This is a genomic window from Euzebya sp. (assembly GCF_964222135.1).
Classification (GTDB): domain Bacteria; phylum Actinomycetota; class Nitriliruptoria; order Euzebyales; family Euzebyaceae; genus Euzebya.
The window spans coordinates 23582-38024 of the sequence record NZ_CAXQBR010000001.1; the positions used below are offsets into that span (position 1 = coordinate 23582).

Genomic DNA, 14443 nt, shown 5'->3' on the forward strand with positions numbered 1-14443 from the left:
TGCGTCCGCCCGCCCACCGTCGCCGTCCGGTCCCCTAGTCCAAGAGGTCGCCGATGGCGGCCAGGACCTGGCGGACGTTGCGCTCGCTCGCCGAGTGCCCCATCAGGCCGATCCGCCATGCGCTGCCGGCGAACTTCCCGAGCCCGCCGCCGACCTCGATGCCGTGCTCGTCGAGCAGGCGGCGTCGGAGCGCCGCCTCGTCCACGCCCTCGGGCAGGCCGACGGTCGTGAGCTGCGGCAGGCGGTGCCCCTCCTGGGCGAGGAGGGGCAGGCCCAGCTCCGCGAGGCCCTCGTGCAGCATCGCCCCCACCCGGGCGTGGCGGGCCCAGCGCGCCTCCAGCCCCTCGTCCAGCACCAGCTCGAGCCCCCGGTGCAGCGCGTACAGCATCGAGATCGGCGCGGTGTGGTGGTAGGTCCGTCCGCCGTCACCGTCGACGTAGGCGAGGATGAGGGACAGGTCCAGGTACCAGGACTGCACCGGCGTCGACCGGCCCTTCAGCGCGGCGACCGCCTTCTCGGAGAAGGTGACCGGCGACAGCCCCGGCGGCACGGACAGGCACTTCTGGGTGCCGGAGTAGCAGGCGTCGACCGACCAGCCGTCGACGTCGACCTCGACGCCGGCCAGCGACGTGACCGTGTCGAGCACGAACAACGTGTCGGTGTCGGCCAGCTCGGCCCCGATCTCCGCGACCGGCTGGTGCACGCCGGTGGAGGTCTCGGCGTGGACGATCGCGGCCACCTTCGCGTCGTGGGCCTGCACCGCCTCGACGAACGCCTCGGGCTCGATGATCCGGCCCCACTCGCGCTCGACGGTGTGGACCTGCGCCCCGGCGCGGCGGGCGACCTCGGCGAGGCGACCGCCGAACACGCCGTTCACGCCCACGACGACCGAGTCGCCCGGCTCGACGAGGTTGACGATGCACGCCTCGAGCCCTGCGCTGCCGGTCCCGCTGATCGGCAGCGTGGCGGCGTTGGCCGTGCGGAACACCGTGCGGAGGTGGTCGCAGACCTCGTCCAGCACCGGCAGGAACGCCGGGTCCAGGTGGCCGAGCAGCGGCCGTCCGAGGGACTCGAGCACGGCCGGGTGCACGTCGGAGGGGCCGGGCCCCAGGAGGATGCGGTCGGGGGGGAACGCGTCAGCCATGACGGCAGCCTAGCGGCGGCAGCGGGGCCTCCGACCGCTCGGCAGCTACACGTCGCCGGTGATGACGAAGCTCGCCAGCGCGCGGCCGAGGGCCTCGACGTCGCGCTCGGCGACCACCTGCACCTGGACGCGGATCACGAACGCGCGCGTGTTCGGGACGGCCCCGAGGATCAGGTAGCCCGTCTCGGTGCCGCCGCAGTTCTCGAACACGTCGGCCTGGCCCGTGTAGAGGCCGTCGTCGTAGGGCTGGCGGCCGAGGTAGGTGCAGACGCCGCTGAACGGGCCGACGAGCTCGTCGAGGAGCGTCACCTCGTTCTCGCTCTGGGCCACCTCGGTCGAGGCGGTGACGATCAGTCCGGGCACGTCCCAGGTGTTGGTGAAGCCCTCGAGGTCGGGGGCGGCCCGCACGTCGAACAGCTGCCGCCCCTGCTCGTCGGTGAAGGGCCGGCCGTCGACCTGGTTCCACTCCGCGGGCACCTCGACCTGGATCGCGCCGGTGTCGTCGGTGATCGTCGTGTAGCTGGCGTACGAGGTCTCGCCGCCGACCGCCATCTCGTCGGCGATGGCCTCCTCGCCGGTCAGGCCCCCGCCTGGCGGCGCGGTGGTCGCCACCGCGGCGGGCTCGGTCGTCGGCACCGCCGTGGCGGTCTCGGTCGGCACCGGGACGTCGGTCTCGACGTCCTTGACGTCCTCAGTGGCCTCCTCCGTCGCCTCCTCGGTGGGCTCCTCGGTCGGCTCGTCCTCGTCGGCCTCGTCCTCGTCGACCGCGGCGGCCTCCGTGGGCTCCTCCTCGGCCTCCGACCCCTCGTCACCGCCGCCGCAGGCCGCGACCAGCAGGGCCAGGACGAGCACCAGGGCGCACACCCGCCACGACGTTCCGTTCACGACTGTCTCTCCCCTCGAGGGCCGCGGACCCGCAGCCGGACCGGCAGAGTCTCGCAGATCCCGCGCACCGGTTCCAGCGCCGCAGCTCCCCGTGGCCCCTAGGCCGTCGACCCGGCCAGGGCGGCGGCCAGCAGCGCCGCGAGCATGCCGATGATCACCACGAACACCACCACCCGCACCCAGCGCCGTCGCGGATCCACTCAGCCCCTCCCCGCCCTCATCCGCGCCCCTCGCGGCCGCGGGCGCGGACCGCCGCGACGCAGGACCAGCACACCGGCCGCTCCAGCACCTCGGTCAGGTCCGTCGTCGCCTCGCAGAACGTGCAGACCTCGTGCGGCTTGACGAGGTGCAAGACCTCGCCCACCAGCTCCACCTCGAGCTCGTCCCCGTCCTCGATCCCGAGGACCTTCCGCATCGACGCGGGGATCACGACCCGGCCCAGGTGATCGACCTTCCGCCGGACGCCTCGGCTGCGTCCCTGCGGTGCAGCACCCGTGGACATGGAGGCGAAGGGTACCCTCGCGGTCGCCGGGGGCGGGCGCACCCCGACCCCGCCGTCGACGGTGCGGGCCGGTCCGACCCCGAGCGAGCCGACCCCGATGGAGCCCCCACGCCGTGTTCACCGACACCCACTGCCACCTGACCCACGTGCCGACCGGTGCGCGAGCGGCCATCGACACCGCCCGCGCTGACGGGGTGACGACGATGGTCACCGTCGGCACCGACCTGGCGTCGTCCGCCGAGTGCGTGCGGATCGCGGCGGCCCACGAGGGGGTCTACGCCGCCGTCGGGATCCACCCCAACGACGCGATCGAGGCCACCGAGGCCGTCCTGGCGCGCATCGAGGACCTCGCCCAGCACGACAGCGTGGTCGCCGTCGGCGAGACCGGGTTGGACTGGTTCCGCGAGGGTGCCCCGCCCATCCGCCAGGAGGAGTCCTTCCGCAGCCACATCCGGATCGCCCGCGACGCCGACCGCACCCTCGTGATCCACGACCGCGAGGCCCACGACGACATCGTGCGGGTCCTCGTCGACGAGATGCCCCTGCCCCGCGTGGTCTTCCACTGCTTCTCCGGCGGCCGCGACCTGGTCGAGACCTGCGCGGTGAACGGCTGGTGGATGTCCTTCGCCGGCAACGTCACGTTCACCAACGCCACGCCCCTGCAGGAGGCCGCCGCCGCGGTGCCGCTCGAGCTGCTCCTCACCGAGACCGACTCCCCGTTCCTCACCCCCCACCCGCACCGGGGCAAGCCGAACTCGCCGTCGATGGTGGCGGTCACCACGGCGTTCCTGGCCGACCTGCACGGGCTCGGCACCGAGGACATGGCCGCCGCGGTCGGCGACAACGCCCGACGCGCCTTCGCGCTGCCCGGCGCCCCCGGCGGAGGGTGAGGGTGGGGGACGCCCCGCGCCCCCTCCTCGGACGCGGGGACGTCCGGCGGCTGCTCGCGGCGCACGGGCTGCACCCGACGAAGCGCCGCGGCCAGAACTTCGTGGTGGACCCGAACACGGTGCGGAGGATCGTCCGGGACGCCGGGGTCGCCGCCGGCGACCTGGTCGTCGAGGTCGGGCCGGGGCTCGGCAGCCTCACCCTCGCCCTCCTGGAGGCAGGTGCCCGCGTCGTCGCGGTCGAGCTCGACCACGGTCTCGCCGCCGCCCTGGCTGACGTGGTCGGTCCCGGGGTCGAGGTCCGCACCGCGGATGCCGTCGCCGTCGACTACGACGAGCTGACCGGCGGCGAGCCGGCGGTCATGGTGGCCAACCTGCCCTACAACGTGGCCACGCCGATCGTCCTGACCGCCCTGCGGCAGCGGGCGCTCGCCGGCTACCACGTGATGGTCCAGCGGGAGGTGGGGGAGCGGTGGGTCGCTGCCGTCGGCGATCCGGCCCACGGCGCGGTGAGCGTGAAGATCGCGCTGCTCGCGGATGCGCGGATCGCCGGGACGGTCAGCCGCCAGGCGTTCTGGCCCGTCCCCAACGTCGACTCGGTCACCGTCGACCTCCGCCCCCACGACCGGGTCCCCGCCGACGCCGTCGCCCGGGCGATCCCGCTGGTCGACGCCGGCTTCGCCCAGCGGCGCAAGCGCCTGCGCAACGCCCTCGCCGGGCCGGAGGCGACCGCCGCCGACGTCGAGGCCCTGCTCGAGCGCGCTGACATCCCCCGGACCGCCCGGGCGGAGGAGCTGGACCTCGCCGCCTGGCTCCGGCTGGCCGACGCGGTCAAGTGACGTCCCCGCGCCAGCCGAGGTTCGGCGCGATCGGGGCCTCCCTCGCCTGACGGCGAGGATCGGCGCGATCGTGGAGCGCCCACCGGACCCGTCGGGCCCACGCTCCCGGGGCGACACCGCGTAGGGTTCACGGCCGTGCCCCAGTCCCAGCCGTCCCCGACGCGGATCCAGGTCCGCGTGCCGGCGAAGATCAACCCGTTCCTCGCGGTCCGGGGTGTGCGCGAGGACGGGTACCACGAGCTCAGCACGGTCTTCCAGACCGTCGCGCTCTCGGACACCCTCACCATGTCCGTCATGGCGGCGGAGGGGCGGATGTACCACCCCACGTCGGGCGGGCGGGTCGCGGTGCACTTCAGCCACGACGGCGGCGCCGGCGTGCCGGCCGGCGACGACAACCTGGTGGTGCGCGCCGCGACGCTGCTGGCCGACCGGATCGGCCTCAGGCTCCAGGCCGACGCGCCGATCCGCACCCTCCTCGCCCTCGAGAAGCGGATCCCGGTCGCCGGCGGGATGGCCGGCGGCTCCGCGGACGCCGCGGCGGCCCTGCTGGGGTTGAACGAGCTGTGGGGCGGCGACCTGTCCCGCAGGGCGCTGCTCGAGCTGGCCGCCGACCTCGGCGCCGACGTGCCCTTCTGCCTGGTGGGCGGGACCGCCCTCGCGACCGGGACCGGCAGCGCCACCGCCGGCGTCCTCTGCCGCGGGTCGTTCCACTGGGTGGCGTGCACCGCCGACGAGGAGCTCGCGACGCCCGCGGTGTACGCCGCATGGGACGATCACTGCGAACCGGGGGAGCAGACCGCGGACGACGTGCTCGCCGCGGTGGCGGCCGGTGACCCCGAGCGGCTCGGCCCCGCCCTCCACAACGACCTCCAACCCGCGGCCGAGGTCCTCATGCCGCGCCTCCGCGCCGACCGCCGGGCCCTGCTCGACGCCGGCGCCCTCGGTGCCGTGGTCAGCGGCAGCGGGCCGACCCTGCTGGCCCTGGCCGCGGACCAGGCGGAGGCCCACCGCATCGCCGGTCGGGTCGCCGGACGCTTCGCCGACGTGCTCATCACCCGGTCGCCGGCCGGGGGGCCCGTGCTGTCCGCGGGCTGATCCCGCTCGCGTCCTCCAGGCCTCCCGCTACGCTGTCAACCCGCCCTTGGGGGGTGGTGAAATGGCATCACGTCGTCCTTTGGAGTCGAAGTTGAAGGTTCGATACCTTCCCCCCCAGCTCCTCCCGACCGCCCCGCGGTGCAGTCCGCCGACCCCCTGCGACCCGATCGGAGCCCTGCGATGAACGCCGCCGTGGTGCTGGCCGCGGGCAAGGGGACCCGCCTGCGCTCCGCCACGCCCAAGGTGCTCCACCCCGCCGCCGGGCGCCCCCTCCTCGGATGGGTGCTCGAGGCCCAGCACCCCCTCGGGCTCGCCCGCGTCGTCGTGGTCGTCGGCCACGGCGGCGACGACGTCCGCGGCTACGTCGACGGCCTCGGGATGCCGGGGGGCAGGTGCGTCCCCCAGGCGGAGCAGCGGGGCACCGGTCACGCCGTGCGCACCGCCCTCGACGCCGGCGCGCTCGACGACGCGACCGAGGTCCTCGTGCTGGCCGGGGACGTGCCCGCGGTGACCCCCGCCTCGCTCGAGGCGCTGCGCGCCGCGCGGGGCGACGTGCCCGCCGCGGTGATGACCACCCGGCTGGCCGACCCGACCGGCTACGGCCGCATCCTGACCGACGGCGACCGGATCACCGCCATCGTCGAGGAGCGCGACGCCACCGACGCCCAGCGCGGCGTCGACCGCGTCAACACCGGCCTGTTCGCCTTCGACGCCACCGCCCTCCGCGGCGCGCTCGGTCGCCTGACGACCGACAACGCCCAGGGGGAGGAGTACCTGACCGACACCGTCGCCCTCCTGGCGGCGGAGGGTGGCGTGACCGGCGTGGACGTCCCCGCCGACGAGGTCGCCGGCGTCAACGACCGGGCCCAGCTCGCCGCCGTCGAGGCGACGCTCCGCCGGCGGATCCTCGACGGGCTGATGGTGGCCGGCGTCCGCGTCGTCGACCCCGCCGCCACCTACGTCGACGCCGAGGTCGAGGTCGCCGCCGATGCGACCCTGCTGCCGGGCACCATGCTCCACGGGCGGACGAGGGTCGCGGCCGGCGCGGTCGTCGGTCCGCACTCGCGGTTGACCGACGTGGTCGTCGAGGCCGACGCGACGGTGACCTACACCGTCGCGGTCGAGGCTCGCGTCGGACCGCGTGCGACCGTGGGGCCCTACACCCACCTGCGGGCCGGCACGGTGCTCGAGGCGGGCGCCAAGGCCGGCGGGTTCGTCGAGATGAAGAAGGCCCACATCGGTGAGGGGTCGAAGGTCCCCCACCTGTCCTACGTCGGCGACGCCGAGGTCGGCCGCGGCGTCAACGTCGGCGCCGGCGTCGTCACCGTCAACTACGACGGCTTCACGAAGTCCGTGACCACCATCGGCGACGGCGCCTTCGTCGGCTCCGACACCATGCTGGTCGCCCCGATCGAGGTCGGACCCGGCGCCTACGTGGGCGCGGGCTCGGTGATCACCACCGACGTGCCGGCCGACGCCCTCGCCCTCGAGCGCGGGGAGCGGCGGACGATCGAGGGGTGGGCGGCCCGCAAGCGCGAGCGACACCGGAAGGGCGACCAGGCCTGATGGAGATCATGAACAAGAAGCGGATGCAGGTGTTCAGCGGCACCGCGTTCCCCGCGCTCGCCGCCGAGGTCGCCGACCACCTCGACCTGCGGCTCGGCGAGGTCGACATCCACCGCTTCGCCAACGGGGAGATCTACTGCCGGTACCGCGAGAACATCCGCGGCTCCGACGTGTTCATCGTGCAGACCCACTGCGAGCCGGTGAACGCGAACATCATGGAGCAGCTCATCATGATCGACGCCGCGAAGCGGGCGTCGGCCAAGCGGATCACCGCCGTGGTGCCCTTCTACGGCTACGCACGCCAGGACAAGAAGACCAACGGCCGCGAGCCGATCACCGCCCGGCTGCTCGCGGACCTGCTGACGACCGCCGGCGCCGACCGGGTCGTCAGCGTCGACCTGCACACCGGTCAGATCCAGGGGTTCTTCAACACCCCCCTCGACCACCTCACCGCCCTGCCGCTGCTGGTGACCTGGATCAGGGAGAACTTCGACCTGTCCGAGATCGTGGTCGCCTCGCCCGACGCCGGGGGCGTCCGCCTGGCCCAGAAGTTCTCCACCCGCCTGGACAACGCCCCGATCGCCTTCCTCGCGAAGACCCGCACCGCGCACAACGTCGCCCGCACGCTCGCGGTCGTGGGCGAGGTCGCCGACCGCACCGTCGTGATGGTGGACGACATGATCGACACCGCCGGGACCCTGTGCGGCGCGGCGGAGATGCTGACCTCGAGGGGCGCCCGCCGCGTGATCGCCTGCGCCACCCACCCGCTCTTCAGCGGCCCCGCCTACGAGCGGCTGCAGCAGTCGTCCATCGAGAAGATCGTCGTCACCAACACCCTCCCCATCCCCGAGGACTCCGGCTGCGACAAGATCGCCCAGATCTCCATCGCGTCGACCATCGCCCAGACGATGCGCGCCATCTTCGAGGACGAGTCGGTCAGCGAGCTCTTCAACGACGACAACAGCTAGTCGCGCTCCGCTCGGGCGCTGGCGGTCCGCCTCGGCTGGCGCCTCGCCGGAGGGCGGTGGTCGCAGGTCCGAGTGGTGGTCGGGGTCCGGGGGGGTGGCTACACTCGCTCATCCCCGCGCGCAGCGGCGGCCCTGGCACGCCCGCGCGCCGTCTCATCCCCGCGCCGTGCGCACCCGTGCCCTCGGTCCCGCGCGACCCGATGTCCCAAGGAGTACCCCAGCGATGGCTGACCAGATCGCCCTCAGCGCCGAACCCCGTCCCGGGTCGGGGAAGGGTGAAGCCCGCACCCTCCGCGCCCAGGGGCGCGTGCCCGCCGTGGCCTACGGGTCCAAGCTCTCGTCGACCTCGATCCACGTCGACGCGAAGGAGCTGCGCGCCGCCCTGTCCACCGACGCCGGCGAGAACGCGGTCATCCGTCTGGCCGTCGGTGGGGACACCCACCTGACGATGCCGCGCGAGATCCACCGCCACCCGGTGCGCCGCGACGTCCTCCACCTGGACTTCGTCGCCTTCGACCGCGACCAGAAGGTCACCGTCGAGGTGCCCCTCCACGTCCTGGGCGAGGGCCCCGAGGGCGCGATCGTCAGCCAGCCGATGAACGTGCTGACCATCGACGTCCTCCCCCTCGAGGTCCCCGACTACGTCGAGACGTCCATCGAGGGCCTCGAGGTCGGTGACGTCATCCGCGCCGGCGACATCAGCCTGCCCGACGGCGTCGACCTGCACGACGACCCCGAGCGCACCGCGGTGTCCATCACCCTGCCCGACCTCGAGCCGGTCGAGGAGACCGCCGAGGAGGCCGTCGAGGAGGCCCTCGCCGGTGAGGACGCGGGCGAGGGTGGCGAGACCGCCGAGGGCGGCGACGAGGCCGAGGGCGAGTAGCCCCCGCCCCCGTGGCGCCCTCCCGGTGGTGGCCGTCACGGCGGCGTGGTGCGGCACCCGACCCCCCAGGAGATCCCATGGACCGGTGGCTCGCCGTCGGCCTGACGAACCCCGAGGCGGAGTACGGCGGGACCCGCCACAACGTCGGGGCTGACGTGATCCGGCGGCTGGCAGCGCGCCTGGGCGCGGACCTGAAGCCGCACCGCACCTCCGCGCTCGTGGCCGACACCTGGGACCGGCCGGGTGGCACGCCGCTGTCGCTGGCCGTGCCGTACGGCTACATGAACACCTCCGGCGGGCCGGTCCAGCAGCTGGTGCGCTTCTACAAGCTGCCGACCCGGCACGTCGTGGTCGTGTGCGACGAGCTCGACCTCGACCTCGGCGTCGTGAAGGTCAAGCGGGGCGGGACCAGCGGGCACAACGGCCTGCGGGACGTCCAGCAGAAGCTCGGCGTGGACGACTACCTGCGGGTCCGCGTGGGGATCGGCCGCCCGCCCGGACGCATGCCGGGCGCGAAGTACGTGCTGCAGCGCTTCGCAGCTGCCGAGCGCGACGACGCGGACCTCGCGATCGAGCGCGCGGCGGACACCGTCCTGATGCTGATCGGCGAGGGCCTCGAGGCCACGCAGAACCAGGTCCACCGCACCTGACCCGGACCCGTCACCCGACGGCCCGGAATCGGTCTTCAGGCCGTCCGCCGACGTGCCGATGGGGGAGGGAGCGATGCGCATCACCCACTCCACCCTCGAGCTCGGCACCGGCGCGATCTCGACCGTCCAGGTGTCACGCCAGCCCATCCTGCGGGCGGACGTCTCCCAGGCCCTGCACGGCTACGAGCTGTCCTTCTCCGACGCCGAGGAGGTCTTCGGCGTCTTCGCCGAGGTCGACGACCAGCGGGCGACGGCCGAGGTGCTCGACCACACGGTGCTGACGCTCGGCGTCGAGCGGGTCGTCGGGGACGCGCTCGTGTTCGTCCGCTTCCCGCGCCAGCAGGTGCTCGACGGCACGCCGTCGATCCTCCCGGCCGGGCGGTCCGTCATCGAGCTCGGGCCCGACTGCTGGGCGGACGGCGACACCGGCGCGGTGACCGCGGCCTGCCGGCGCTACGCGGAGAAGGGCTACCGGATCGCGCTGGTCGACTTCCACCACGAGTGCGCCGCCGGCGACCTCGTCCGCCTCGCCGACTACATCGCCGTCGACGTCAGCCGCCGCACCGACGCCCAGCTGGCCGACACGATGGCGGTGCTCGAGCGCCACGGGGCGCGGATCATCGCCACCGACGTCGACGACGAGCACCACCGGGAGCGGGTCACCCGCGCGGGCGTCGACTACGTCCAGGGCTTCTACTTCTCCACACCCGACATCGTGTCGGGGCGCGAGCTGCCGGGCTTCAAGCTCGCCTACCTCCAGCTGCTCCGCGCGGCGTACTCCGAGGACGTGGACTTCGAGGAGCTCGCCGAGATCATCAAGCGGGACGTCGCGCTCAGCTACAAGCTGCTGCGGTTCGTCAACTCCGCCCACTTCGGCCTGCGGGGCGAGGTGACGTCGGTCCTCCACGCCCTCACGATGCTCGGCCTCGTGCAGGTCCGGAGCTGGGTCGGCGTGGCGACGGTGTCCGGCATGGTCCACCCGCGGACCCAGGAGCTCGCGGTCCTCGCCGCCACCCGTGCGCGCTTCTGCGAGTCCCTCGCCCGGCGCCTCCGCGTCGCGAGCAGCCACGAAGCCTTCGCCCTCGGCATGTTCAGCCTCCTCGACGCCCTGCTCGGCAAGTCGATGGAGGAGGCCCTCGAGTCCGTCACGCTCCCCGCCTCCGTCGTCGGCGCCCTGCTCGGCGAGCCCGGGGAGCTGGTCGACCTGCTCCGGGTCGTCGTCGCCTACGAGCGCGGCCGGTGGGACGTCGTCTCCGAGCTCGCGGCCGCCCACGGCTGGCAGGAGTCCGAGCTGATCGGCATGTACGTCGACGCGATCGAGTGGAGCCGCGACTTCTTCGGCACCACCGCCGGCTGACCGGACCCGCCCCGGGCGGTCTCGCCGCCGTGCACCCCTCCGGCGCGACGGTCAGGATGGGCGCCCGTGCGCGCCCCCACGACCACCGCACCGGCCGGCGGCCCGCTCGCCGGCCTGCTGTCGCGCACCGGTGAGGACTTCGACGACCTCGGCTTCGCCGGCGAGGCCACCGTCAGCCCGCCGCTGCGCCCCCTCGTCATCGCCCACCTCGCCCGGCGACGGCCGCTCCTGGTCGTCACGCCGACGCTGAAGGACGCCGAGGCGCTGGCCGACGACGTGTGCGCCTTCACCGGACCGGACGCCGTCGCGGTGTTCCCCCCCTGGGAGACGCTGCCCCACGAGCGGCTCAGCCCGCAGCCGGCCACCGTGGGCACGCGCCTCCGCGTCCTGGACCGGCTGCGGCGTGCAGGGGAGGACGGTGGTGACCCCGACGGCGACCTCCGCGTGGTCATCGCCCCCGTCCGCGCCGTGCTCCAACCCATGGACCCGCGGCTCGCGGAGCGCGAGCCGCTCGACCTGGCGCCTGGGTGGGGCGGGGGACTCGACGCCCTGGTGGACCAGCTCGCCGCACTCGGCTACACGCGTTCGTCGATGGTGACCCAGCGGGGGGAGTTCGCCGTCCGCGGCGGCCTGGTCGACATCTTCCCGACCACCGACGACCACCCCGTCCGCGTCGAGTTCTGGGGCGACGACGTCGACGAGATCCGGACCTTCTCCGCCGGCGACCAGCGCGCGATGGACACCGTCGGGTCTGTCACGGTCCACGCCGCCCGCGAGCTGGTCCTCGACGCCGAGACGACCGGCACCGCCGCGCGCCTGGTCGACGCCGTCCCCGCACTCGCGGACCAGCTGCGGATGCTCGCCGACGGGATCGCGTTCGAGGGCGTGGAGGGGCTCGTCACCGCCATCCACCCCACGCCCGCCCACCTGCCGGACCTGCTGCCCGACGGGACGGGCCTGGTCGTCGTCGACCCCCTCCAGTCCCACGACCGGGCGACCCAGCTCGTCGACCAGGCCGCCGAGCTGATGATCACCGACTGGGAGGCCCTGGCCGCCGCCAGCGACGCCGAGTCCGCCGAGCGGGGCGACGCACGCGCCGCCGTCGACGCCGCCCACGCGCGGAACGAGCGGGCGGGCTTCGCCGACCTCGACGAGGTCGTCGCCGGCTTCGACACCGGCGGCGGCAAGGTCTGGCGCCTGACGCCGTTCAGCTCCGCCGACAGCATCGTCAGCCTGACCGCGCGGCCGTGGGACAGCTTCAAGGGCGACGTGGTCTCTGCGGCCCAGACGGTCAAGCGCTACCTGTCCGCCACCGAGGACCGGGACGAGATGACCGTCGTCCTGACGACCATCGGCCACGGCCCCGCCCTGCGGCTCGCCGAGGTGCTGCGGGCGGAGGGGGTGCCGGTCGACGTCGACGACGCGTCCACGCCCATCGCCACGCGACCTGACGGCCGGGTCCACGTCCGGGAGTCGACCCTCCGCACCGGGTTCCTGTCCGAGGACCTCGGGATCTGCCTGCTCGGCGAGTTCGACCTGTTCGGCCCTCGCCGCCACCGCGCCGGCCGGCGTCTGAAGAGCCGCCGGGCGGCCGCCCAGACCGTCATCGACCTCGAGCCCGGCGACCCGGTCGTCCACTCAACCCACGGGGTCGGCCGCTACGTGGGCATGGTCACCCGGGAGCTGCGCGGCACGACCACCCTCGGCGGCGGCACCGCCGGCACGGTCACCCGCGACTACGTCATCGTCGAGTACGCCGGCGGCGACCGGCTCTTCGTCCCCTCCGACCAGGTCGACTCCCTCGCCAAGTACGTCGGCGGCGAGGACCCGAAGGTCATGCGGATGGGCGGCGCGGACTGGGACCGCGCCCGCGGCAAGGTCAAGGCCGCCGTCGAGGAGATGGCCGGCGAGCTGATCCGCCTCTACCAGGCCCGCATGCACTCCCCGGGCGTCGCCTTCAGCCCCGACACGGCGTGGCAGGGCGAGCTCGAGCAGGCCTTCCCCCACCCCGAGACCCCCGACCAGCTCGAGGCCATCGACGCGGTCAAGCAGGACATGGAGGCGCCGGTCCCGATGGACCGGCTCATCTGCGGCGACGTCGGGTTCGGCAAGACCGAGGTGGCCGTCCGCGCCGCCGCCAAGTGCGTGTTCGACCACAAGCAGTGCGCGGTGCTCGTGCCGACGACCCTGCTGGCCCAGCAGCACGGCGAGACCTTCACCGAGCGCTTCAGCGGGTTCCCCGTCGAGATCCGCGTGCTCAGCCGCTTCGCGAGCCCGAAGGAGCAGTCCGAGATCCTGGACGGCCTCGCCGCCGGCACCGTCGACCTGGTGATCGGCACCCACCGGCTGCTGAGCGCCGACATCACCTTCAAGGACCTGGGCCTCCTGATCGTCGACGAGGAGCAGCGCTTCGGCGTCAGCCACAAGGAGCGGCTGAAGCAGCTCAAGACCTCCGTCGACGTGCTGACCATGTCCGCGACGCCGATCCCCCGGACCATGGAGATGGCCATCACGGGGATCCGGGACCTGTCGACGATCGAGACCGCCCCCGAGGAGCGCCAGCCGATCGTCACCCAGGTCGGCCCCCTCGACGAGAACCTCGCCGCCCTCGCGATCCGCCGCGAGCTGCTGCGCGAGGGCCAGGTCTTCTGGCTGCACAACTCCGTCCGCACCATCCACGCCGCCGCCGACCGGATCCGCGAGCTGGTCCCGGGCGCCCGCGTCGGCATCGGCCACGGGCAGATGTCCGAGGGCGAGCTCGAACAGGTGATGCTCGACTTCTGGCACCGCGAGTTCGACGTCCTCGTCTCGACGACGATCATCGAGTCCGGCCTCGACATCCCCAACGCGAACACCCTGATCGTCGAGCGGGCGGACCTGTTCGGCCTGGCCCAGCTCTACCAGCTGCGGGGGAGGGTGGGGCGCTCGTCGGCGCGCGGGTACGCCTACCTCTTCTACCCCGAGGACTCGGTCATGACCGAGGAGGCCTACAAGCGCCTCGAGTCCATCGCGACCCACACCCAGCTCGGGTCGGGCATGTCGATCGCCCTCAAGGACCTCGAGATCCGCGGCGCCGGGTCCATGCTCGGCGCGGACCAGTCCGGGCAGGTCGCGAGCGTCGGCTTCGAGGCCTACAGCCAGCTGATGGCCGAAGCCGTCACCGAGCTGACCCAGGGCAAGCCCGTCGAGCGCGAACCCGAGATCACCGTCGACCTGCCGATCGACGCCCACCTGCCGAAGGACTACATCGCCGACGAGGGGCTGCGGCTCGAGGCCTACCGCACCGTCGCCCAGGTCCGCGACGCCCGCGGGGTCAAGGCCGCCCGGGAGGAGCTCGTCGACCGCTACGGCCCCCTGCCCCCGCCGGCGGAGCGCCTGCTCAGCGTCGCGGCGCTCAAGGCCGCGCTGCGCCGGTGGGGCATCACCGAGGTGTCGACGACGCCCCGCCGGACCGTCCGCCTCGCCCCCGTCACCCTCAGCGACTCCGCCCAGGTCCGCCTGAGCCGCACCGACCCGTCGGCGCTGTACAACCCGTCGGCGGGGCTGGTGGAGCTGCGCATGCCCCCGCGGTCGGGCGAGGGCGGCGGCGAGCTGATCGGGTGGCTCGCGTCCCGCCTGAAGTCCACCTTCGCCGGCGCGTGACCGGCGCCGTCCGCGCCCGGCAGTG

12 protein-coding genes and 1 tRNA gene are annotated in these 14443 nt (G+C 73.8%); 10 read left to right on the forward strand and 3 right to left on the reverse strand.

The window, feature by feature from the left end; all coding sequences use genetic code 11:
* Positions 1–34: 34 nt before the first annotated feature.
* From ACEQ2X_RS00135 to ACEQ2X_RS00145, 3 genes are all read right to left on the reverse strand, one after another.
* Complete coding sequence (locus tag ACEQ2X_RS00135) at positions 35–1144, reverse strand: alanine--glyoxylate aminotransferase family protein (RefSeq protein ID WP_370323705.1); 1110 nt, start codon at positions 1142–1144, stop codon at positions 35–37.
* A gap of 45 nt (positions 1145–1189) precedes the next feature.
* On the reverse strand, positions 1190–2029 hold the full coding sequence (locus ACEQ2X_RS00140; RefSeq protein ID WP_370323706.1) for a hypothetical protein: 840 nt from the start codon (positions 2027–2029) through the stop codon (positions 1190–1192).
* Between the two features lie 217 nt (positions 2030–2246).
* Positions 2247–2531: an AbrB/MazE/SpoVT family DNA-binding domain-containing protein gene (locus tag ACEQ2X_RS00145; RefSeq protein ID WP_370323707.1), complete on the reverse strand. Its 285-nt coding sequence runs from the start codon at positions 2529–2531 to the stop codon at positions 2247–2249.
* A 113-nt stretch (positions 2532–2644) separates the two neighbouring features.
* Between ACEQ2X_RS00145 and ACEQ2X_RS00150 the strand changes: the two genes are divergently transcribed.
* The 10 genes from ACEQ2X_RS00150 (at position 2645) to mfd (ending at position 14418) form a co-directional block, all read left to right on the forward strand.
* The gene (locus ACEQ2X_RS00150) at positions 2645–3421 is read left to right on the forward strand and encodes a TatD family hydrolase (protein ID WP_370323708.1); all 777 of its coding nucleotides are present in this window, start codon (positions 2645–2647) and stop codon (positions 3419–3421) included.
* A 2-nt stretch (positions 3422–3423) separates the two neighbouring features.
* A complete protein-coding gene (rsmA, locus tag ACEQ2X_RS00155; RefSeq protein ID WP_370323709.1) occupies positions 3424–4257 on the forward strand; it encodes a 16S rRNA (adenine(1518)-N(6)/adenine(1519)-N(6))-dimethyltransferase RsmA in 834 nt (277 codons plus the stop codon).
* A gap of 135 nt (positions 4258–4392) precedes the next feature.
* The gene (locus ACEQ2X_RS00160) at positions 4393–5352 is read left to right on the forward strand and encodes a 4-(cytidine 5'-diphospho)-2-C-methyl-D-erythritol kinase (RefSeq protein ID WP_370323710.1); all 960 of its coding nucleotides are present in this window, start codon (positions 4393–4395) and stop codon (positions 5350–5352) included.
* A 47-nt stretch (positions 5353–5399) separates the two neighbouring features.
* Positions 5400–5470 (forward strand) — tRNA-Gln (locus ACEQ2X_RS00165).
* A 62-nt stretch (positions 5471–5532) separates the two neighbouring features.
* Positions 5533–6918, forward strand: coding sequence for a bifunctional UDP-N-acetylglucosamine diphosphorylase/glucosamine-1-phosphate N-acetyltransferase GlmU (gene glmU / locus ACEQ2X_RS00170; RefSeq protein WP_370323711.1), 1386 nt, complete (start codon positions 5533–5535; stop codon positions 6916–6918).
* Positions 6918–7886, forward strand: coding sequence for a ribose-phosphate diphosphokinase (locus ACEQ2X_RS00175; protein WP_370323712.1), 969 nt, complete (start codon positions 6918–6920; stop codon positions 7884–7886). The genes glmU and ACEQ2X_RS00175 overlap by 1 nt, the downstream gene beginning before the upstream one ends.
* Before the next feature lie 223 nt (positions 7887–8109).
* On the forward strand, positions 8110–8769 hold the full coding sequence (locus ACEQ2X_RS00180; protein WP_370323713.1) for a 50S ribosomal protein L25: 660 nt from the start codon (positions 8110–8112) through the stop codon (positions 8767–8769).
* A gap of 77 nt (positions 8770–8846) precedes the next feature.
* Positions 8847–9419: an aminoacyl-tRNA hydrolase gene (gene pth, locus ACEQ2X_RS00185; protein WP_370323714.1), complete on the forward strand. Its 573-nt coding sequence runs from the start codon at positions 8847–8849 to the stop codon at positions 9417–9419.
* Between the two features lie 73 nt (positions 9420–9492).
* On the forward strand, positions 9493–10776 hold the full coding sequence (locus ACEQ2X_RS00190; RefSeq protein WP_370323715.1) for an EAL and HDOD domain-containing protein: 1284 nt from the start codon (positions 9493–9495) through the stop codon (positions 10774–10776).
* A 66-nt stretch (positions 10777–10842) separates the two neighbouring features.
* Entirely contained in the window at positions 10843–14418 is a 3576-nt protein-coding gene (gene mfd, locus ACEQ2X_RS00195; RefSeq protein WP_370323716.1) for a transcription-repair coupling factor, read from the forward strand.
* Positions 14419–14443 lie beyond the last annotated feature (25 nt).